This is a genomic window from Enterobacter sp. ECC_219_Taxon_10 (assembly GCF_058354905.1).
Map to the genome: position 1 here is coordinate 4,911,073 of NZ_CM178005.1, position 21,621 is coordinate 4,932,693.

General features: G+C 55.3%; 21 protein-coding genes. 11 read left to right on the plus strand and 10 right to left on the minus strand.

Annotation, left to right across the window (positions count from 1 at the left end):
• Window positions 1-16: 16 nt before the first annotated feature.
• From atpG to phoU, 10 genes are all read left to right on the plus strand, one after another.
• On the plus strand, window positions 17-880 hold the full coding sequence (gene atpG, locus AC4ICF_RS23300) for a F0F1 ATP synthase subunit gamma (protein ID WP_003862364.1): 864 nt from the start codon (window positions 17-19) through the stop codon (window positions 878-880).
• Between the two features lie 31 nt (window positions 881-911).
• Window positions 912-2,294, plus strand: coding sequence for a F0F1 ATP synthase subunit beta (gene atpD, locus AC4ICF_RS23305; RefSeq protein ID WP_003862362.1), 1,383 nt, complete (start codon window positions 912-914; stop codon window positions 2,292-2,294).
• A gap of 20 nt (window positions 2,295-2,314) precedes the next feature.
• Entirely contained in the window at window positions 2,315-2,734 is a 420-nt protein-coding gene (locus AC4ICF_RS23310; protein ID WP_006177560.1) for a F0F1 ATP synthase subunit epsilon, read from the plus strand.
• Between the two features lie 138 nt (window positions 2,735-2,872).
• Window positions 2,873-4,243, plus strand: a complete 1,371-nt coding sequence (gene glmU, locus AC4ICF_RS23315) for a bifunctional UDP-N-acetylglucosamine diphosphorylase/glucosamine-1-phosphate N-acetyltransferase GlmU (protein ID WP_316380812.1) — start codon at window positions 2,873-2,875, stop codon at window positions 4,241-4,243.
• Window positions 4,244-4,484: 241 nt separating this feature from the next.
• Window positions 4,485-6,314 carry a glutamine--fructose-6-phosphate transaminase (isomerizing) gene (gene glmS, locus AC4ICF_RS23320; RefSeq protein ID WP_153657026.1) on the plus strand — a complete coding sequence of 610 codons (1,830 nt, stop codon included), beginning with the start codon at window positions 4,485-4,487 and terminating at the stop codon, window positions 6,312-6,314.
• Between the two features lie 278 nt (window positions 6,315-6,592).
• Window positions 6,593-7,633 (plus strand): phosphate ABC transporter substrate-binding protein PstS, encoded by a 1,041-nt coding sequence (pstS, locus tag AC4ICF_RS23325; RefSeq protein ID WP_316380814.1) that lies wholly within the window; start codon window positions 6,593-6,595, stop codon window positions 7,631-7,633.
• A gap of 128 nt (window positions 7,634-7,761) precedes the next feature.
• Window positions 7,762-8,721 carry a phosphate ABC transporter permease PstC gene (gene pstC / locus AC4ICF_RS23330; protein WP_028014924.1) on the plus strand — a complete coding sequence of 320 codons (960 nt, stop codon included), beginning with the start codon at window positions 7,762-7,764 and terminating at the stop codon, window positions 8,719-8,721.
• Window positions 8,721-9,611, plus strand: coding sequence for a phosphate ABC transporter permease PstA (gene pstA, locus AC4ICF_RS23335; protein ID WP_014881893.1), 891 nt, complete (start codon window positions 8,721-8,723; stop codon window positions 9,609-9,611). Before pstC ends, pstA begins: the two co-directional genes overlap by 1 nt.
• Window positions 9,612-9,658: 47 nt before the next feature.
• The gene (gene pstB, locus AC4ICF_RS23340; protein WP_010426574.1) at window positions 9,659-10,432 is read left to right on the plus strand and encodes a phosphate ABC transporter ATP-binding protein PstB; all 774 of its coding nucleotides are present in this window, start codon (window positions 9,659-9,661) and stop codon (window positions 10,430-10,432) included.
• A gap of 26 nt (window positions 10,433-10,458) precedes the next feature.
• On the plus strand, window positions 10,459-11,184 hold the full coding sequence (phoU, locus tag AC4ICF_RS23345; RefSeq protein WP_008500182.1) for a phosphate signaling complex protein PhoU: 726 nt from the start codon (window positions 10,459-10,461) through the stop codon (window positions 11,182-11,184).
• A 57-nt stretch (window positions 11,185-11,241) separates the two neighbouring features.
• Here phoU and yieH read toward each other — a convergent pair whose 3' ends face one another.
• Window positions 11,242-11,907, minus strand: a complete 666-nt coding sequence (yieH, locus tag AC4ICF_RS23350; protein WP_316380816.1) for a 6-phosphogluconate phosphatase — start codon at window positions 11,905-11,907, stop codon at window positions 11,242-11,244.
• 165 nt (window positions 11,908-12,072) lie between these two features.
• Here yieH and adeP point away from each other — a divergent pair, with 165 nt between their 5' ends.
• The gene (gene adeP / locus AC4ICF_RS23355) at window positions 12,073-13,410 is read left to right on the plus strand and encodes an adenine permease AdeP (RefSeq protein WP_163330067.1); all 1,338 of its coding nucleotides are present in this window, start codon (window positions 12,073-12,075) and stop codon (window positions 13,408-13,410) included.
• A gap of 92 nt (window positions 13,411-13,502) precedes the next feature.
• On the opposite strand, the gene AC4ICF_RS23360 is transcribed toward adeP, so the two are convergent.
• The 9 genes from AC4ICF_RS23360 to rpmH all read right to left on the minus strand — a co-directional run bounded on the left by AC4ICF_RS23360 (window position 13,503) and on the right by rpmH (window position 21,022).
• On the minus strand, window positions 13,503-14,069 hold the full coding sequence (locus AC4ICF_RS23360; protein WP_014833835.1) for an NADPH-dependent FMN reductase: 567 nt from the start codon (window positions 14,067-14,069) through the stop codon (window positions 13,503-13,505).
• Window positions 14,070-14,105: 36 nt separating this feature from the next.
• Window positions 14,106-14,852 (minus strand): 4'-phosphopantetheinyl transferase family protein, encoded by a 747-nt coding sequence (locus AC4ICF_RS23365; RefSeq protein WP_116343661.1) that lies wholly within the window; start codon window positions 14,850-14,852, stop codon window positions 14,106-14,108.
• A gap of 122 nt (window positions 14,853-14,974) precedes the next feature.
• Window positions 14,975-15,946 (minus strand): HTH-type transcriptional regulator YidZ, encoded by a 972-nt coding sequence (gene yidZ, locus AC4ICF_RS23370; protein WP_116343660.1) that lies wholly within the window; start codon window positions 15,944-15,946, stop codon window positions 14,975-14,977.
• Window positions 15,915-17,090, minus strand: a complete 1,176-nt coding sequence (locus AC4ICF_RS23375) for an MFS transporter (protein ID WP_316380818.1) — start codon at window positions 17,088-17,090, stop codon at window positions 15,915-15,917. Before AC4ICF_RS23375 ends, yidZ begins: the two co-directional genes overlap by 32 nt.
• A gap of 111 nt (window positions 17,091-17,201) precedes the next feature.
• On the minus strand, window positions 17,202-18,566 hold the full coding sequence (gene mnmE, locus AC4ICF_RS23380) for a tRNA uridine-5-carboxymethylaminomethyl(34) synthesis GTPase MnmE (protein WP_116343658.1): 1,365 nt from the start codon (window positions 18,564-18,566) through the stop codon (window positions 17,202-17,204).
• Window positions 18,567-18,638: 72 nt separating this feature from the next.
• Complete coding sequence (gene yidC, locus AC4ICF_RS23385; RefSeq protein WP_116343657.1) at window positions 18,639-20,282, minus strand: membrane protein insertase YidC; 1,644 nt, start codon at window positions 20,280-20,282, stop codon at window positions 18,639-18,641.
• Between the two features lie 2 nt (window positions 20,283-20,284).
• The gene (gene yidD / locus AC4ICF_RS23390; RefSeq protein WP_032232902.1) at window positions 20,285-20,542 is read right to left on the minus strand and encodes a membrane protein insertion efficiency factor YidD; all 258 of its coding nucleotides are present in this window, start codon (window positions 20,540-20,542) and stop codon (window positions 20,285-20,287) included.
• Window positions 20,506-20,865, minus strand: coding sequence for a ribonuclease P protein component (rnpA, locus tag AC4ICF_RS23395; RefSeq protein WP_014072458.1), 360 nt, complete (start codon window positions 20,863-20,865; stop codon window positions 20,506-20,508). Before rnpA ends, yidD begins: the two co-directional genes overlap by 37 nt.
• 16 nt (window positions 20,866-20,881) lie before the next feature.
• Window positions 20,882-21,022: a 50S ribosomal protein L34 gene (rpmH, locus tag AC4ICF_RS23400; RefSeq protein WP_000831330.1), complete on the minus strand. Its 141-nt coding sequence runs from the start codon at window positions 21,020-21,022 to the stop codon at window positions 20,882-20,884.
• Window positions 21,023-21,621 lie beyond the last annotated feature (599 nt).

Sequence of the window (21,621 nt, forward strand, 5' to 3'; positions counted from 1 at the left end):
CATTGAGGAGAAGCTCATGGCCGGCGCAAAAGAGATACGTAGTAAGATCGCAAGCGTCCAGAACACGCAAAAGATCACTAAAGCGATGGAGATGGTCGCCGCTTCCAAAATGCGTAAATCGCAGGATCGCATGGCGGCCAGCCGTCCTTATGCAGAGACCATGCGCAAAGTGATTGGTCACCTTGCAAACGGTAATCTGGAATATAAGCACCCTTACCTGGAAGAACGCGACGTTAAGCGCGTGGGCTACCTGGTGGTGTCGACTGACCGTGGTCTGTGTGGCGGCTTGAACATTAACCTGTTCAAAAAACTGCTGGCGGATATGAAAGGCTGGTCTGATAAAGGCGTTCAGTGCGATCTGGCACTGATTGGCTCTAAAGGCGTCTCTTTCTTTAACTCCGTTGGTGGCAACATTGTCGCTCAGGTGACCGGTATGGGTGATAACCCGTCCCTGTCTGAACTGATCGGCCCGGTTAAAGTGATGTTGCAGGCCTACGATGAAGGCCGCCTGGACAGACTGTACGTTGTCAGCAACAAATTCATTAACACCATGTCTCAGGTTCCAACGCTCACTCAGATGCTGCCGTTACCGGCATCAGAAGATGACGAGCTGAAGCAGAAAGCCTGGGATTACCTGTATGAACCCGATCCGAAACCGCTGCTGGATACCCTGCTGCGTCGTTACGTTGAATCTCAGGTTTATCAGGGCGTTGTAGAAAACCTGGCCAGCGAGCAGGCCGCACGAATGGTGGCGATGAAAGCCGCGACCGATAATGGCGGCAGCCTGATTAAAGAGCTGCAGTTGGTTTACAACAAAGCTCGTCAGGCCAGCATTACTCAGGAACTCACCGAGATCGTCTCGGGGGCCGCCGCGGTTTAACCAGGTTTACGAATTACGTAGAGGATTCAAGATGGCTACTGGAAAGATTGTCCAGGTAATCGGCGCCGTGGTGGACGTCGAGTTCCCTCAGGACGCCGTACCACGCGTGTACGACGCGCTTGAGGTACAGAATGGTAACGAGAGCCTGGTGCTGGAAGTTCAGCAGCAGCTCGGCGGCGGTATCGTGCGTACCATCGCGATGGGTTCTTCCGACGGTCTGCGTCGTGGTCTGGAAGTTAAAGACCTTGAGCACCCGATCGAAGTCCCGGTAGGTAAAGCAACACTGGGTCGTATCATGAACGTATTGGGTCAGCCAATCGACATGAAGGGCGACATCGGTGAAGAAGAGCGTTGGGCTATCCACCGCGCGGCACCTTCCTACGAAGAGCTGTCCAGCTCTCAGGAACTGCTGGAAACCGGTATCAAAGTTATCGACCTGATGTGTCCGTTTGCGAAGGGCGGTAAAGTTGGTCTGTTCGGTGGTGCGGGTGTAGGTAAAACCGTAAACATGATGGAGCTGATCCGTAACATCGCGATCGAGCACTCCGGTTACTCCGTGTTTGCGGGTGTAGGTGAACGTACTCGTGAGGGTAACGACTTCTACCACGAAATGACCGACTCCAACGTTCTGGACAAAGTATCCCTGGTTTACGGCCAGATGAACGAGCCACCAGGAAACCGTCTGCGCGTTGCGCTGACTGGCCTGACGATGGCTGAGAAATTCCGTGACGAAGGCCGTGACGTTCTGCTGTTCGTTGATAACATCTATCGTTACACCCTGGCCGGTACGGAAGTATCTGCACTGCTGGGTCGTATGCCTTCAGCGGTAGGCTACCAGCCGACCCTGGCGGAAGAGATGGGTGTTCTTCAGGAACGTATCACCTCTACCAAAACCGGTTCTATCACCTCCGTTCAGGCGGTATACGTACCTGCGGATGACTTGACTGACCCATCTCCAGCAACCACCTTTGCGCACTTAGACGCAACCGTGGTACTGAGCCGTCAGATCGCGTCTCTGGGTATCTACCCGGCCGTTGACCCGCTGGACTCCACCAGCCGTCAGCTGGATCCACTGGTTGTTGGTCAGGAACACTACGACACCGCGCGTGGCGTACAGTCCCTGCTGCAGCGTTACCAGGAACTGAAAGACATCATCGCCATCCTGGGTATGGATGAACTGTCTGAAGAAGACAAACTGGTGGTAGCACGTGCGCGTAAGATCCAGCGCTTCCTGTCCCAGCCGTTCTTCGTTGCGGAAGTATTCACCGGTTCTCCGGGTAAATACGTTTCCCTGAAAGACACCATCCGTGGCTTTAAAGGCATCATGGAAGGCGAATACGATCACCTGCCAGAGCAGGCGTTCTACATGGTTGGTTCCATCGAAGAAGCCGTGGAAAAAGCCAAAAAACTTTAACGCCTTAATCGGAGGGTGATATGGCAATGACTTACCACCTGGACGTCGTCAGCGCAGAGCAACAAATGTTCTCTGGTCTGGTCGAGAAAATCCAGGTAACGGGTAGTGAAGGTGAACTGGGTATTTTCCCGGGTCACGCACCGCTGCTCACCGCCATTAAGCCTGGTATGATCCGCATCGTTAAACAGTTCGGTCACGAAGAGTTTATCTATCTGTCCGGCGGCATTCTTGAAGTGCAGCCTGGCAGTGTGACCGTTCTGGCCGATACCGCTATTCGTGGCCAGGATCTCGACGAAGCGCGAGCCCTGGAATCGAAGCGTAAGGCTGAAGAGCACATTAGCAGCTCTCATGGTGACGTGGATTACGCTCAGGCGTCTGCGGAGCTGGCCAAAGCGATCGCGAAACTGCGCGTTATCGAGTTGACCAAAAAAGCGATGTAACACCGGCTTGAAAAGCACAAAAGCCAGTCTGGATACCAGGCTGGCTTTTTTTTTGATCCTTAATTCATGATGTAAAAGATGTAGAATTTTAGGCATCAAACGTTTTTACTTCTCTCTCAAACTACCGTCAGGATGCGTATGTCAAACAGTGCGATGAGCGTGGTGATCCTTGCCGCAGGCAAAGGTACCCGCATGTATTCCGATCTGCCTAAGGTGCTCCACACGCTGGCAGGAAAGCCAATGGTGAAGCATGTCATTGATGCAGCGAATGAACTGGGCGCCCGTCAGGTCCACCTTGTCTACGGCCACGGTGGCGATCTGCTTAAAAAGACGCTGGGCGATGACAAGCTCAACTGGGTGCTTCAGGCCGAACAGCTGGGCACAGGCCATGCGATGCAGCAGGCCGCCCCTTTCTTTGCGGATGACGAAGACATCCTGATGCTCTACGGCGATGTTCCGCTGATCTCCGTTGAAACGCTGACTCGCCTGCGTGCTGCCAAACCACAGGGCGGCATTGGTTTGTTGACCGTCGTGCTGGACGATCCAAGCGGTTATGGCCGTATCACCCGTGAAAACGGCAACGTCACGGGTATTGTTGAGCATAAAGATGCCAGCGACGAACAGCGTCAGATTCAGGAGATCAACACCGGTATCCTGATTGCCAATGGCGCGGACATGAAGCGCTGGCTATCGCAGCTCAACAACAACAACGCGCAGGGTGAGTACTACATCACCGACATCATTGCGATGGCGTACCAGGAAGGACGTGAGATTGCGGCGGTTCATCCGGCGCGTATTAGCGAAACCGAAGGGGTGAATAACCGTCTTCAGCTTTCCCGCCTGGAGCGCGTGTATCAGTCAGAACAGGCCGAAAAACTGCTGCTGGCGGGCGTGATGCTGCGCGATCCGGCGCGTTTCGATCTGCGCGGCACCGTGTCTCACGGGCGCGACGTTGAGATCGATACTAACGTTATCCTTGAAGGCAACGTTACGCTGGGTAACCGCGTCAAAATTGGCGCCGGCTGCGTGATTAAAAACAGCGTCATCGGTGACGACTGCGAAATCAGCCCGTACAGCGTGGTGGAAGATGCCCGTCTGGATGCCGCCTGTACCATCGGCCCGTTTGCGCGTCTGCGCCCGGGTGCTGAGCTGCTGGAAGGCGCGCACGTGGGCAACTTCGTGGAAATGAAAAAAGCGCGTCTGGGTAAAGGCTCGAAAGCCGGTCATCTGACCTATCTGGGCGATGCGGAAATTGGCGACAACGTGAACATTGGCGCAGGCACCATTACCTGCAACTATGACGGTGCCAACAAGTTTAAAACCATCATCGGTGATGATGTGTTTGTCGGTTCCGATACACAGCTGGTGGCACCGGTTACCGTGGGTAACGGGGTAACGATTGCAGCCGGAACAACCGTTACGCGCGATATCGCCGATAACGAGCTGGTATTAAGCCGTGTGCCGCAGGTACACAAGCAGGGCTGGAAACGCCCGGTGAAGAAGAAGTAACAACAATATACGCCCCTCACCCTGACCCTCTCCCCATAGGGGAGAGGGGAATTGAACGGTGCGGTGTTTTTCTCCCTCGCCCCTTTGGGGAGAGGGCCGGGGTGAGGGGATAACATAATCCTCCCCCCACAGGTAGTACCCATAAAAATAACCCCACTCTCTACAAGGCTCGGGGCGCCCGGAAGGGAAAATACAGGTCAGCGACAACGCAGGCATAATGCCTAAATTCGGAATCTAAAATATGTGTGGAATTGTTGGCGCAGTTGCGCAGCGTGATATTGCTGAAATCCTTCTCGAAGGTTTACGTCGTCTGGAATACCGTGGTTACGACTCTGCCGGTCTGGCTGTCGTGGATGCAGAAGGGCACATGACCCGCCTGCGTCGCCTCGGTAAAGTGCAGATGCTGGCTCAGGCCGCGGAAGAACATCCGCTGCACGGTGGTACCGGTATCGCGCACACCCGTTGGGCGACGCACGGCGAACCGTCTGAAGGTAACGCGCACCCGCATGTGTCTGAACACATTGTGGTGGTGCACAACGGCATTATCGAAAACCACGAACCGCTGCGCGAAGAACTGAAAGCGCGCGGCTATACCTTCGTCTCTGAAACTGACACCGAAGTGATTGCTCACCTGGTGCACTGGGAGCTGGCACAGGGCGGTACGCTGCGTGATGCGGTGCTGCGCGCTATCCCTCAGCTGCGCGGTGCGTACGGTACGGTGATCATGGACTCACGCGATCCATCCACGCTGCTGGCAGCGCGTTCCGGTAGCCCGATGGTTATCGGTCTGGGCATGGGTGAAAACTTTATCGCCTCCGATCAGCTGGCACTCCTGCCGGTCACCCGTCGCTTTATCTTCCTGGAAGAGGGGGATATCGCGGAAGTGACTCGCCGCAGCGTGACCGTCTTCGACACCAAAGGCGAGCAGGTGAAGCGCCAGGAGATCGAATCGAATCTGCAGTACGACGCGGGCGACAAAGGCGCTTACCGTCACTACATGCAGAAAGAGATCTACGAGCAGCCAAACGCCATCAAAAACACCCTGACCGGGCGCATCAGCCACGGTGAAGTTGATCTGAGCGAGCTGGGGGCAAACGCGAACGAACTGCTCGGCAAGGTCGAGCATATTCAGATCGTGGCCTGCGGCACCTCCTACAACTCCGGTATGGTCTCTCGCTACTGGTTTGAATCCCTGGCGGGCGTGCCGTGCGACGTGGAAATCGCGTCTGAGTTCCGCTATCGCAAGTCTGCGGTGCGTCGCAACAGCCTGATGATCACACTTTCTCAGTCCGGCGAAACGGCGGATACGCTGGCGGCGCTGCGTCTGTCTAAAGAACTGGGTTACCTGGGCTCGCTGGCCATCTGTAACGTCCCAGGCTCATCCCTGGTGCGTGAATCCGATCTGGCGCTGATGACGAAAGCGGGCACCGAAATCGGCGTAGCTTCCACCAAAGCGTTTACCACTCAGCTGACCGTTCTGCTGATGCTGGTGGCGAAGCTGGCGCGTCTGAAAGGCGAAGATGCTTCCGTTGAGCATGACATTGTTCACGGCCTGCAGGCGCTGCCGAGCCGTATTGAGCAGATGCTGTCTCAGGACAAACGCATTGAAGCGCTGGCGGAAGATTTCTCTGACAAACATCACGCTCTGTTCCTGGGGCGTGGCGATCAGTATCCAATTGCGCTGGAAGGCGCGCTGAAGCTGAAAGAGATCTCCTACATCCACGCAGAAGCCTACGCGGCAGGCGAGCTGAAACACGGCCCGCTGGCGCTGATTGACGCAGATATGCCGGTCATCGTTGTGGCACCGAACAACGAACTGCTGGAAAAACTGAAGTCTAACATCGAAGAAGTTCGCGCCCGCGGCGGCGTTCTGTACGTCTTCGCCGACAAAGATGCCGGTTTTGTCAGCAACGACAACATGCACATCATTGAGATGCCGCACGTGGAAGAGGTGATTGCACCGATCTTCTACACCGTTCCGCTGCAGCTGCTGGCCTATCACGTGGCGCTGATCAAAGGCACCGACGTTGACCAGCCGCGTAACCTGGCGAAATCCGTTACCGTAGAATAATCCTTCCAGGCTCCACCATCAGGTGGAGCCTTTTTTAATGACAATCTGTCATTTTCAGCTATTTTTTCAGTGTCACATAAAGAAAATATTACTGAAACCCTGCTGTCATGTTTCAACTTAAATCATTGATAAATATATATAGTTTTCTTTTTCTTTAAGTGAAATTTTCATTGTCATAAAACTGTCATAATTCGTACATTTATCTGTCACCTGTTTGTCCTATTTTGCTCATCGTAGCCACTTAAACAATGATTTACGAAATCCTTGCAGGAGACATTATGAAAGTTATGCGTACCACTGTCGCAACTGTTGTCGCCGCGACCTTATCTCTGAGCGCTTTCTCTGCTTTTGCAGCGGCAAGCCTGACTGGCGCTGGTGCAACCTTCCCTGCGCCGGTGTATGCCAAATGGGCGGATACCTACCAGAAGGAAACCGGTAATAAGGTTAACTATCAGGGTATCGGCTCCTCCGGTGGCGTAAAACAAATTACCGCGAATACCGTTGATTTCGGCGCATCAGACGCTCCGCTGTCTGACGAGAAACTGAATCAGGAAGGCCTGTTCCAGTTCCCAACCGTGATCGGTGGTGTTGTGCTGGCCGTTAACATCCCTGGCCTGAAATCAGGCGAGCTGGTGCTGGACGGCAAAACCCTGGGCGATATCTACCTGGGTAAAATTAAAAAATGGGATGACGAAGCGATCGTTAAACTCAACCCAGGCCTGAAGCTGCCTTCGCAGAATATCGCCGTGGTTCGCCGCGCGGATGGTTCCGGTACCTCTTTCGTCTTCACAAGCTACCTGGCGAAAGTGAACGAAGAGTGGAAATCTAAAGTCGGTTCCGGCTCTACCGTTAACTGGCCAACCGGTCTGGGCGGAAAAGGTAACGACGGTATCGCCGCGTTCGTACAGCGTCTGCCTGGCTCTATCGGCTACGTAGAGTACGCCTACGCTAAGCAGAACAACCTGGCTTACACCAAACTGGTTTCTGCTGACGGCAAACCGGTAAGCCCGACCGAAGAGAACTTCGCTAACGCCGCGAAAGGCGCTGACTGGAGCAAATCCTTTGCGCAGGATCTGACTAACCAGAAAGGCGAAGGCGCGTGGCCAATCACCTCCACGACCTTCATCCTGGTTCACAAAGAGCAGAAGAAACCTGAGCAGGGCGCTGAGGTGCTGAAGTTCTTCGACTGGGCATACAAAAACGGCGGCAAGCAGGCTAACGATCTGGATTACGCCAGCCTGCCGGACAGCGTGGTTGAGCAGGTCCGTGCTGCATGGAAAACCAACGTGAAAGACAGCAGCGGTAAAGCGCTGTACTAACAAGATATTTTTGACGAAGATGGCGGGTGGCGCTCACGCTTACCCGCCCTACGGTTCATCCTGTAGGCCCGGTAAGCGCCAGCGCCACCGGGCATATTCGTAAGACGTTTCATAAAGAAGAGTAATTTATGGCTGCAACCAAGCCTGCATTTAACCCTCCGGGTAAAAAAGGTGACATGATTTTCGGCGCGCTGGTCAAACTGGCTGCGCTGATTGTGCTATTGCTGCTGGGCGGCATTATCGTGTCTCTGATTTTCTCCTCCTGGCCGAGCATTCAGAAATTCGGTTTCTCCTTCCTGTGGACCAAAGAGTGGGACGCGCCGAACGACATCTACGGTGCGCTGGTGCCGATTTACGGTACGCTGGTGACCTCGTTCATCGCCCTGCTGATTGCGGTTCCGGTAAGCTTCGGTATTGCGCTGTTCCTGACGGAACTGGCGCCGGGCTGGCTGCGTCGCCCGCTGGGTATTGCCATTGAACTGCTGGCAGCCATCCCAAGTATCGTATACGGCATGTGGGGTCTGTTTATCTTTGCGCCGCTGTTTGCCACGTACTTCCAGGAACCGGTGGGTAATGTTCTCTCAGCCGTTCCGTTTGTGGGAGCCCTGTTCTCTGGCCCGGCATTCGGTATCGGTATTCTGGCGGCAGGGGTGATCCTCGCCATTATGATTATTCCGTACATTGCGGCGGTGATGCGCGATGTTTTCGAACAAACCCCGGTGATGATGAAAGAGTCGGCCTACGGCATCGGCTGTACTACCTGGGAAGTTATCTGGCGCATTGTCCTTCCGTTCACCAAAAATGGGGTGATCGGTGGCGTGATGCTGGGCTTAGGTCGTGCGCTGGGTGAAACCATGGCAGTCACCTTTATCATCGGTAACACCTACCAGCTCGACAGCGCCTCACTCTATATGCCGGGTAACAGCATTACTTCCGCGCTGGCGAACGAGTTTGCCGAAGCGGAATCCGGGCTGCACGTCGCAGCGCTGATGGAACTGGGCCTGATTCTGTTCGTTATCACCTTCATTGTTCTGGCGATTTCCAAGCTGATGATCCTGCGTCTCGCGAAAAATGAGGGGGCACGCTGATGGCAACTCTCGAAATGCAAAGCACCGCTCAGCTTGCGGAATCCCGCCGCAAAATGCAGGCGAAGCGTCGTTTCAAAAACCGCATTGCGCTGACGCTCTCCATGGCAACGATGGCATTCGGCCTGTTCTGGCTGATCTGGATCCTGATGTCCACCATCACCCGTGGTATTGATGGCATGTCTCTGGCGCTGTTCACCGAGATGACGCCGCCGCCAAATACGGCGGGTGGTGGTCTGGCAAACGCCCTGGCGGGCAGTGGCCTGCTGATCCTGTGGGCGACGGTCTTCGGTACGCCGCTGGGCATTATGGCCGGTATCTATCTGGCGGAGTACGGGCGTAAATCCTGGCTGGCAGAGGTGATTCGCTTCATTAACGACATCCTGCTTTCCGCTCCGTCGATTGTCGTGGGCCTGTTTGTTTACACCATCGTGGTTGCGCAAATGGAACACTTCTCCGGCTGGGCGGGCGTGATTGCGCTGGCGCTGCTGCAGGTGCCTATCGTCATTCGTACCACCGAAAACATGCTGAAACTGGTGCCGGACAGCCTGCGTGAAGCGGCTTACGCGCTGGGTACGCCGAAATGGAAAATGATTTCTGCGATTACGCTGAAAGCGTCGGTCTCCGGGATCATGACAGGTATTCTGCTGGCTATCGCCCGTATCGCCGGTGAAACGGCACCGCTGCTGTTTACTGCCCTCTCCAACCAGTTCTGGAGTACGGACATGATGCAGCCGATCGCCAACCTGCCGGTGACGATCTTTAAATTTGCGATGAGTCCATTCGCGGAATGGCAGCAGCTGGCCTGGGCCGGGGTGCTGATCATCACCCTTTGCGTACTGTTGCTGAACATTCTGGCGCGCGTCATTTTCGCGAAGAAGAAACACGGTTAATTTTTTACGGCGCGGCAGATCGCGGCGCCGAATGAGGAAATGAGTCAATGAGTATGGTTGATACTGCCCCGGGTAAGATTCAGGTTCGTGATTTGAACTTCTACTACGGCAAATTCCATGCCCTGAAGAATATCAACCTGGATATTGCGAAGAACCAGGTCACGGCATTCATCGGTCCGTCCGGCTGCGGTAAATCCACGCTGCTGCGTACCTTTAACAAAATGTATTCGCTCTATCCGGAGCAGCGCGCTGAAGGTGAAATTATCCTGGATGGCGAAAACATTCTGACCCAGGCCCAGGATATCGCCCTGCTGCGTGCCAAAGTGGGGATGGTGTTCCAGAAACCAACGCCGTTCCCGATGTCCATCTATGACAACATCGCGTTTGGCGTTCGCCTGTTTGAGAAGCTCTCCCGTGCCGATATGGACGAGCGCGTGCAGTGGGCATTGACCAAGGCCGCATTATGGAACGAAACCAAAGATAAGTTGCACCAGAGCGGGTACTCTCTCTCCGGTGGTCAGCAGCAGCGTCTGTGTATTGCGCGTGGTATCGCCATTCGTCCGGAAGTATTGCTGCTGGATGAGCCGTGCTCGGCGCTGGACCCGATCTCAACCGGTCGTATTGAAGAGCTGATCACCGAGCTGAAGCAGGATTACACCGTGGTTATCGTGACCCATAACATGCAGCAGGCTGCACGTTGTTCCGATCACACGGCGTTTATGTACCTGGGCGAGCTGATTGAGTTCAGCGATACGGATGCGCTGTTCACCCGGCCCGCGAAGAAACAAACCGAAGATTATATTACTGGCCGCTACGGTTGATTTGCCTTAGTGCATGTGGAGAAACCATGGACAACCTCAATCTTAATAAACACATTTCCGGCCAGTTCAACGCAGAGCTGGAAAGCATCCGCACGCAGGTAATGACCATGGGTGGCATGGTCGAGCAGCAGCTTTCTGATGCGATTACGGCGATGCACAACCAGGATAGCGAGCTGGCGAAGCGCGTCATTGAAGGCGACAAAAACGTCAACATGATGGAAGTTGCTATCGACGAGGCCTGCGTGCGCATTATCGCGAAACGTCAGCCGACGGCGAGCGACCTGCGTCTGGTGATGGCGATCATCAAAACCATCGCCGAGCTGGAGCGTATTGGTGACGTGGCGGATAAAATCTGCCGCACCGCGCTGGAGAAATTCTCTCAGCAGCACCAGCCGCTGCTGGTGAGTCTGGAATCGCTCGGTCGTCACACCGTGCAGATGCTGCACGACGTGCTGGATGCATTCGCGCGCATGGATCTGGACGAAGCAGTTCGTATCTACCGTGAAGACAAAAAGGTCGACCAGGAGTATGAGGGCATCGTCCGTCAGCTGATGACCTACATGATGGAAGATTCACGTACGATCCCAAGCGTGCTAACTGCCCTGTTCTGCGCGCGCTCTATCGAGCGTATCGGCGACCGCTGCCAGAACATTTGCGAATACATTTTCTACTTCGTCAAAGGCCAGGACTTCCGCCATGTGGGCGGCGACGAACTGGACAAGCTGCTGGCGGGTAAAGATCCGAAAGAGTGATTTTCCCCCTCACCCTAACCCTCTCCCTGTGGGAGAGGGCCGGGGTGAGGGGAAAACTCAGCGAGTAATATCCCACCCGCGCGCCTTCCACAGTTCCGGCAACTGCGCCAGCTCGGTAAAGGTCGTTACTTTTGGATGATCGATCGGCCTGTTGTGCGGATCGGCACAGAAGTAAAACACCTCCATCCCCGCATCAATCCCCGACTGCGCGCCCGCAGACGAGTCATCCACCAGAATGCAGTTCTTCACGTTGACGTTCATCGCGTTTGCCGCATGGAACATCAGCGCCGGATCTGGCTTCCAGCGCTGGATATCGTAGCCGCTGAACAGCTTTTCCGGGAAATGGTGCAGCATCTCAAGCTTGCCGAGCGAGTGCTGCATTTTGCTGACCGGGCCGTTGGAGACCACACAGATCGGCACCGTCATTGCATCCAGCAGCGCGTTTGCACCGGCAATGACCTCCAGCTCAGAATCGAACAGGCGTGCGACCTCGGCGCGGTACACCGGTTCCAGATCCGCTTTTGCCAGACTGACACCGTGTTCTTTGTTAATGATGTCGATAATCTCATAGAGCTTTACGCCCTTAAAGCGTTTGAACACCTCTTCGAGTTCCAGCGTAATGCCAAATTCCTGGAACATGGTGACGTACGCGCGGGAACAAATGATCTCACTGTCGACCAGCGTACCGTCGCAGTCGAAAAATACCGCTTCAATTCCGGACATGCCTTTCCCTTTTAACAAGTTTAACGTTTTCGTACGGCAGTTCGCCGGGACGCAATCGTTGCCGTATAAGCAAAATCAATGAAAAAAGTATCACGTAACCGCCACTATTGTCGCATTTTGGTATAGGATAGCGACGAATTTTCCCTCCTTGTTCGGAAATTGATGATGAGTCAACAACACACTACCCAGACATCTGGTCAGGGTCTGCTTGAGCGCGTGTTTAAACTGCGCGAGCACGGCACAACGGCACGCACCGAAGTGATCGCAGGTTTCACCACCTTCCTGACGATGGTCTATATCGTTTTTGTGAACCCGCAAATTTTGGGCGTCGCTGGCATGGACACCAGCGCCGTCTTTGTAACCACCTGTCTGATTGCGGCGCTTGGCAGCATCCTGATGGGCGTGTTCGCTAACCTGCCGGTTGCGCTGGCACCGGCAATGGGCCTGAATGCGTTCTTCGCCTTCGTGGTGGTTCAGGCGATGGGTCTGCCGTGGCAGGTTGGCATGGGTGCCATCTTCTGGGGCGCTATTGGCCTGCTGCTGCTGACCATTTTCCGCGTGCGTTACTGGATGATTGCGAACATTCCGGTGAGCCTGCGCGTGGGTATCACCAGCGGTATCGGTCTGTTCATCGGCATGATGGGGCTGAAAAACGCCGGTGTGATCGTGGCGAACCCTGAAACGCTGGTAAGCATTGGCAATCTGACCTCTCATAACGTGCTGCTGGGCGTGCTGGGCTTCTTTATCATCGCGATCCTGGCCTCCCGCAACATTCATGCGGCGGTGCTGGTGTCCATCGTGGTGACCACCCTGCTGGGCTGGATGCTGGGCGACGTTCACTATAACGGTATCGTCTCTGCGCCTCCGAGCGTCTCTACCGTGATTGGCCATGTTGATCTGGCGGGCTCCCTGAACCTGGGCCTGGCGGGTGTGATCTTCTCCTTCATGCTGGTCAACCTGTTTGACTCCTCCGGTACGCTGATTGGCGTGACCGACAAAGCGGGTCTGGCGGACGAGAAAGGCAAATTCCCGCGCATGAAGCAGGCGCTGTATGTGGATAGTATCTCTTCCGTGGCGGGTTCTTTCATTGGCACCTCGTCTGTTACCGCTTACATTGAATCCTCTTCCGGCGTCTCCGTGGGCGGCCGTACCGGCCTGACGGCGGTGGTGGTAGGTATCCTGTTCCTGCTGGTGATTTTCCTCTCTCCGCTGGCGGGTATGGTTCCACCGTATGCGGCAGCCGGCGCACTGATTTACGTGGGTGTGCTGATGACGTCGAGTCTGGCGCGCGTGAAGTGGGAAGATTTAACCGAAGCGGTGCCGGCCTTTATTACCGCCGTGATGATGCCGTTCAGCTTCTCTATCACCGAAGGTATCGCGCTGGGCTTTATCTCTTACTGCGTAATGAAGATCGGTACCGGCCGCTTCCGCGACCTCAGCCCATGCGTGATTGTCGTGGCGCTGCTGTTTGTGCTGAAGATTGTGTTTATCGACGCCAAATAAACAGCAAGCCCTTTTCTTCGAAAAGGGCTTTAGTGTTTGTTCCCTCTCCCACAGGGAGAGGGCCAGGGTGAGGGCATCAAGCCGCAGTGATCTTACGCCTTCACCCGCTTGATATAATCCCCAAACGCCGTGAGCTGTCCAGAGAGATGATCACGTGTGCTCTGATCCACCACTTCACCCGTTTGCGGGTCGACCTTGTTCTGAATCACACCGCCCATAAATTCCGGTTTGTTCATCACCATCGCATCGAGGAACACCAGGATCTGGCGCAGATGGTACTGGCAGCGCGCGCCGCCAATCGCGCCCATTGAGCTGGTCTGGATCAGCACCGGTTTGCCGGACAGCGGCTGCTCCGGTAAACGAGACAGCCAGTCGATGGCGTTCTTCAGGCCACCCGGAACCGAGTAGTTATACTCTGGCGTGACAATGACCACGCCGTCGGCCTGGCGAATTTGCTCTGCCAGCGCCTCAACGCTCTGCGGGAACCCTTCTTCCTGCTGGACATCTGCATCATAAAGCGGGATATCACCAATAGATGGCAGGGCGCTAATTTCCATACCTGCCGGGGCCAGCTGCGGCAGCGTGCGGGCAACCATTCCGTTAAATGAACCTTTGCGCAGGCTTCCCAGTAACGTAACTACTTTCAACGTATCAGACATGATTACTCCTGTTTCATCATGATGACCCTGATTGGATCAGCTATGGGTAAATGCTTTTTCTGCCGGTAAACTGGTTAAACGCATCAGGCGTGCGGCGGGCTCGTTGGCGCGCTCGGGCACATCCGGAAGGCTACTCCATCCCTCTTTGCTGTCAAATTCCCAAATTTTTAGCCGTTCGATGGCAGGGCTGACCGCAACAGACCATATCAACACATCTTCTGCATCGCTGAGCGCCTCTACAAGCGTGGCTTTAGCGGCACGCAGGCGTCCGGAGCCCGGCAACAATTGCAACAGGCTGGCATCGTCTGAAGCGCATCCGCAGAGCTTGCGAATGCTCTGGCGCAGGGTGATGAGCTGGGCACGGGCTTCAACAGGATCGTTCTGGTTGCGTACCCACAGCTTTTCATTGCTGGAAAGCGGGTAGTCATCGTGCGGGCTTGCGCCATGAAACCCCCGCGTCGCACGCTGAAGTTCCATATCCAGCCCGCAATCGCCTTCGGTGGTCAGCGCCACGCCAATGATATTCCCCGTATAGGCAATAGAAAAACGGGGGAGTTCCGGGTCGGCAAAGACCGGGCGACCTTCTGGTTGCGTGACGATCTCGGGCAGTTCGCTGGTGCCGTACAGCATAAACAGCAGTTCTGCGAGAAGCGCTCTGGAGGCTAAAAACCGCGTCCTGCGGTGTTCGGGGAGTTTGAGTGCCTCACTGTGACAGGCTGAAGAGAGTCTTGCCGATACGAGACGTCCTTCTGTAAGTATCCCTCTTGCAAAGTGCGTTGCCATTTTTCGCTCCTTGATAATGGTCGTAATCGGTTAAACGGTTACATGATTATCGCTTAACTTGACTCCTGTTTTAATCAGTAAATAGGAGTAAAAGAAGCCTGAGGGCCGAACTTTACATTTTCTTAGGCAAAAATTGGATCGCTGCCACCGTACAACGCCTTGATGGTCTCCCGCAGCCAGAGAATTTTCGGATTATGGCTGTTCCGTTTATGCCAGATTAGCGTGAAGGGAACGGTCAGCTTTTCAGCCTGCGCTTCGTCAATGGGAATAGGAAGCGCGATCAGCTTCCGCTGGTGGAGTTCATTGTAGTGGCGACAGTAGTGGGGAGCCGTGGCGATATAGTTATGGCCGGGCTGTGCCGCCATAAACATCGACTGCTCAAAGCCCGGCAAACACATGGCAATGTTTCTCTCCCGCCCCATCTCTTTTAGCACCTCATCCAGCGCCCAGGTGTCGCTCCGTTCCCAGAAGATACTGATATGGGGATAGCGCAGGAAGGTCTCCAGATTCCACTCCTCCTGCAGAGCGGGATGGTCCTCGCGTAAATAGACGCAAGGGCGGTCGCTAAACAGGATTTCGTAGTCGATAAACCACGGCATCAGCTTCAGCAGTTCACGCGAGCGCGGGTGCGTTTCACGACCGGTGAAGCCAACGTCCACTTCCCCGCGCGTAATGGCGTCCAGTGAGTCGTAATCCCAGTGACGCACCTTCACCGTCGCCTGCGGATAACGCTGATTGACCTGCTCCAGCAGGGTGTTAAAGCGGATGAGCATCAGCGGCGTTTCGGCGGCCAGCACGAACGTTAGCCCGCCTGGCGAATCATGGTGGAATTTGTCGAGGATCTGGTTGCCGATTTGCATCCAGTCGGCCAGATCCTGCTCCAGGCTGACCGTCAGCGGGGTGGGCAGCAGCCCTAACGGCGTTTTGACAAACAGCGGGTCGTCAAACCAGTCGCGCAGCTTGGCCAGCGATTTGCTCACCGCCGATGGCGTCACGTTCATCCGCTTCGCAGCTTTGGTGACGCTGCGCTCCTGCAGCAAAAGCTGCAGGCAAAGCAACAGGTTAAGATCGAGACTGCTGATGGGCTTCTTCATAGTGTGCCGCGGGCCGGATGACCATAAGTAAGGTGATGCAGACCATGCTACAGGCAATCAGAATCCCGATCAGCATATTGAGCGCGTTAAGTCCGATGACTGCCGCCAGCCATATCCACAGAGACGAGCCGCAGACCTGTGCGATCCCCAGCACCGAGCTTGCCACGCCTGCCCGCAGCGAGAACGGGCCGAGCGCCTGGCTCATCGCCACGCCAAAGCCAACCGAGAACCCGGCACAGATGAGGGTAATGCCCACCAGCATCACCGCATGTGAGCTGGTGGTCGCCAGGATCGCGCCTGCGGCGAGGAATAAAACCTGTGAGGTCAGCATCAATGTACGCTGGCTGAAAATATTTAGCGCAAACGGCGTCGAAAACGAAACGGCCATACTAACCATCGCGGTTAATGCCATCACCGTTGAATACTCACCGCGATCGAAACCCATGGTCTCCATCAGCAACACCGGGGAAACGTTTACATACGTCAGGATCACCGCCACGCTTAAGGTCGTCACAGCCAGACGGCTGAGGAAAAAGCGGTTGAGAAGCTTCTCTGCCGGATGAATGGTCGCGGTATGGCTGGAATTCTGCGAGCCCGGGTGGGTCTCTTTCAGCACGGCGATCGACAGGATAAACACCAGCGTGCCCATGGCCGCCATGGTCCAGAACAGGCTCTGCCACGGGAATTTCAGCATGATCAGATAGCCCACGACCGGAGCCAGCACCGGGATGATGCAGGTAATGCCGTTCAGCATCGAAAGCACTTTAGCGCGGCGCTGGGCGCTTAAGGTGTCGCGCAAAATCGCAAACGCCACCACGTAGCAGCCACCGGCACCAATGCCCTGAATGAACCGTCCTGCCAGGAACACGGTGCTGTTCTGCGCCTGTGAGCAGAGAAGAGAGGCCAGGGCAAAGATGATGGCACCGGTAATCGCGACGGGCTGACGGCCTGCCTTATCCGCAATTTTCCCGGCAAAGACCATCGACGACGCCATCCCCGCGAGGTAGGCCGAAAACGCGATGTGCAGCTGCGCTTCGCTGGCACCCAGATCGCGTGCGATGTGCGGTAATCCCACCAGATACATATCAATGCCTGACGGATAAAGAAGAACTAATGCGAAACTACAAAACAGAAAACGCGCCATAACCCCCCCATAGATGCAGGCATGCAGGATAGGGGGTGAAAAGGGATTAGGCGAGTTGCCATTTGGACAATGGTGATTTCCTGAGAGGAAATCACCATTGATTAGCGGGAACTATTTACCAATACAGAAGCTTGAGAAAATCCTTCCCAGCAGATCGTCCGACGTAAACTCCCCGGTGATCTCGCTCAGATTCTGCTGCGCCAGACGCAGCTCTTCCGCCAGCAGCTCGCCCGCCCACGCGCCGATCAGCTGCGCTTTCCCCTGAACAAGGTGGTTCGCCGCCTCTTCCAGCGCCTGCAGGTGACGACGACGCGCCAGGAAGCCGCCTTCCATACTGGTATCAAAGCCCATGCTCTGCTTGAGATGGTTACGCAGGTCGTCCACGCCTTCACCCGTACGCGCCGACAGGCGAATCAGTGAGTGACCATTCACATCGCTGATGCCCAGCGTTTCGCCGGTAACATCTGCTTTGTTACGCACCACGGTGATCGGCAGTTTGGCCGGCAGACGGGCGATAAAGTCCGGCCAGATCTCCGCCGGGTCAACGGCGTCGGTCGTGGTGCCGTCGACCATAAACAGTACGCGGTCGGCCTGCTCGATCTCCTGCCAGGCGCGTTCGATACCGATGCGTTCCACTTCATCGCTGGCATCGCGCAGGCCCGCGGTATCAATGATATGCAGCGGCATCCCGTCGATGTGGATATGCTCGCGCAGCACGTCGCGGGTGGTGCCGGCAATGTCGGTGACGATCGCCGCTTCACGGCCTGCCAGAGCGTTCAGCAGGCTCGATTTCCCGGCGTTAGGGCGACCAGCAATGACCACCTTCATCCCTTCACGCAGCAGGCTGCCCTGGCGCGCTTCGGCACGCACGGCGTCGAGATCGTTCATCACCTGGTTGAGCTGGGCTTCGATTTTACCGTCAGAGAGGAAGTCGATTTCCTCGTCCGGGAAATCGATAGCCGCCTCCACGTAGATCCTGAGGTGAGTAAGTGCTTCCACAAGATGATTTACGCGTGCGGAGAATGCCCCCTGCAGCGAGTTAAGCGCGGAGCGTGCCGCCTGTTCGGAACTGGCATCGATCAGGTCTGCAATCGCTTCTGCTTGCGCCAGGTCGAGCTTGTCGTTGAGGAAAGCACGTTCGGAGAACTCGCCCGGCTTCGCAATGCGCAGGCCTGGCAGGGTCAGAATACGTTTTAACAGCAGGTCGAGGATAACCGGGCCACCGTGGCCCTGCAGCTCCAGCACGTCTTCGCCGGTGAAGGAGTTCGGGCCGGGGAACCACAGCGCAATGCCCTGGTCCAGCGGCGTGCCGTCCGCATCTTTAAACGGCAGGTAATCAGCGTAGCGCGGCTTTGGCAGTTTACCCAGCACCGCTTCGGCCACCTCTCGCGCCTTCAGGCCGGAGATACGCAGAATGCCTACACCACCGCGTCCCGGTGGGGTTGCCTGGGCGACGATAGTGTCGTTATGGCTCATGGTTGTTCTCGTTCAATACAAATAAAAAAGGCGGTCAATCGACCGCCCTTATTTTAGCGTTAACTTACCGAATCAGGACTTTTTCTTTTCGCGGCTATGCAGGCCACGTTTTTCCAGACCACGGTAAATCAGCTGCTGCTGGATGATGGTCACCAGGTTGCTGACGATATAGTACAGCACCAGACCTGACGGGAACCACAGGAAGAACACGGTGAAGATGACCGGCATAAAGGTCATGATCTTCTGCTGCATCGGGTCGGTCACGGTGGTCGGCGACATCTTCTGGATGAAGAACATCGTCACGCCCATCAGGATCGGCAGGATGTAGTACGGGTCCTGTGCGGACAGGTCATGGATCCACAGGGCGAACGGCGCGTGGCGCAGCTCAACGGAACCCATCAGCATGTAGTACAGCGCAAGGAAGATTGGCATCTGAATCAGCAGCGGGAAGCAACCACCCAACGGGTTCACTTTTTCTGCTTTATACAGGGCCATCATTTCCTGGCTCTGACGCTGTTTGTCATCGCCCAGACGCTCACGCATCGCCTGAATCTTCGGCTGCAGCATGCGCATCTTCGCCATGGAGGTGTACTGCGCTTTGGTCAGCGGGTACATGATGCCACGAACGATAAAGGTGATAACGATGATGGAGAAGCCCCAGTTACCCAGGAAGCTGTGGATGAACTTCAGCAGCTTAAACAGCGGCTGAGAGATGAACCACAACCAGCCGTAATCCACGGTCAGATCCAGGTGCGGCGCGACGGCTGCCATTTTGTCCTGGATTTCCGGGCCGACCCACAGGGTGCTTGCCAGCTTACCGGTTTGACCCGGCTGAACCAGAACCGGCTGTGATTTATAGCCGATGGCTGCAATACCGTTGCCCAGGTTCGCGGTGTAGAAGTTATTGGTACCGTCGTTATTTGGGATCCATGCCGTTGCGAAATACTGTTGCAGCATTGCTACCCAACCGCCTTTGGAGCTGACGTTCAGGTTTTCGTTATCGGCAATGGTGTCGAATTTGTATTTCTCGTACTTCGCGTCAGGCGTGGAATACGCCGCGCCACGGAAGGTATGCAGCGCAAAGTTGCTGCTTCCGGTGTCACGGTGAGAAGGCAGATTGATGGACTGCTTCAGCTGACCGAAGGTAGACAGTTCCAGCGGTTTCGCACCGGCGTTCTGTACGCTGTAGCCCACGTTCACCGCATACTCACCGCGTTTCAGAGTGAAGGTTTTGGTGAAGGTGTTGCCTGCCGCGTCGGTGTAGGTCATCGGGATAACGAGTTCGTTCTGGCCGTCAGCCAGCACAAAGGTGTCGTTGTCGACGTTATACAGTGGACGCGCGCCGTTAGCCGGGTTATCCGGGCCATCACGACCGGTCAGGCCGCTCTGCGCCTGATACAGGAACTCCGGTGTGGTTTCCAGTAACTGGAACGGTTCGTTAGACTTCAGCTCTTTCGGGTAGGTCAACAGCAGCGCCTGCTCAACATCACCACCACGGGTGTTGATAGTCAGCTCAAGCACATCGGTCTTAACCGTAATCTGTTTCCCCTGGCCACTGGCCGGTACGCCCTGGTCGGCGGCGCTACCCGCTGCGGTGGTCGTAGTCTGCGTGGTCTGCTGCTGGGGTTGAGGATTTTTATCCTGCTCCCATGCCTGCCAGATCATGAAAGACACGAACAACAAAGCGATGATAAGAAGATTGCGTTGCGAATCCATCGTTAGTGTTCTCTGGTATCAAAAGGTCCTGGGGGGACGGGGTCGTCTCCACCGGGGTGTAAAGGGTGGCATTTTAATACGCGTTTCACCGTCAACCAACTGCCTTTTATCACTCCAAACCTGTGCAATGCCTCAATTCCATAGCTTGAGCATGTTGGTGTGAAACGGCAGTGCGGCCCGAGTAGCGGACTAATCAGGCGTTGATAGACCCGAATGAGGGCTATCAGGACCCGTGAGCCAGGCGACAGTGGCGGCGCCATAATTTTTCCAACGCTTCCGAGAGAGCACGGTTATCGAGGTCGGCAACCCCCTTTTTAGCCACCACCACGAAATCCATAGAAGGCAATTCGTGCTGACGTAAACGGAAGCTTTCACGCGTCAGACGTTTAATCCGGTTGCGTTCATGCGCACGCTTAACGTTTTTCTTAGCGACTGTGAGACCGATGCGGGGATGCCCCAGCGAATTTTGGCGGCCGAGGATGGTGATTTGCGGCGTGCCAGCCCGTTGTGGCTGCTGGAAGACGAAAGTGAAATGAGTGGGAGTTAACAAACGTAACTCCCTGGGAAATGCTAGCTTAACCACTCAGGGGTTAGCTTTATTACTTGGAAACGGTCAGACGAGCGCGGCCTTTAGCACGACGACGTGCCAGAACCTGACGACCATTTTTAGTAGCCATACGAGCACGGAAGCCGTGAGAACGGTTGCGCTTCAGTACAGACGGTTGAAAAGTGCGTTTCATGGCGATTTCTACCTAAACTTGAAAAAATTCATGACTTTTGCGGATGCCCGACCGAGTTTCGAATGACGGACGCCGAAGCCGTGGGTGATTAAAGAGGCCGGATTGTAATAATTGTACACTCCGGAGTCAATTCTCTTTCCTTATTTCCCGCGTATTTCCGCACGATTTCGCGTGGAAAATGAGCAACGGACGACGCAGGAAGATGAGCATCACGCGCCGGGTCGAGGATTATACGGCCTCGCCAACAAAGCGCAAGGATCGTCCCGGATCTTCGTTAGATCATTTAAGCAATAAATTGTCGTTGCTCATTAAATTTTCCAATATGCGGGCTAAATCGCGGGGCACTCGCGCCAGGATCGTTTACACTTACCCGGTTTCGGATCTTCCTGTGGATAAATCGGGAAGAATCTGTGAGAAACAGAAGATCTCTGGCTCAGTTTACGCTATGATCCGCGGTCCCGATCGGGATCCCAGGATCCTGGTCAGGATAAATTGCAGATAGCAATTCGCACGTCCCCCTTTACACAGGGTCATGTCGATGTGCGCCAACAATCATGAATATTCAATAGTTTTCTTTTATTGTTCGAGTGGAGTCCGCC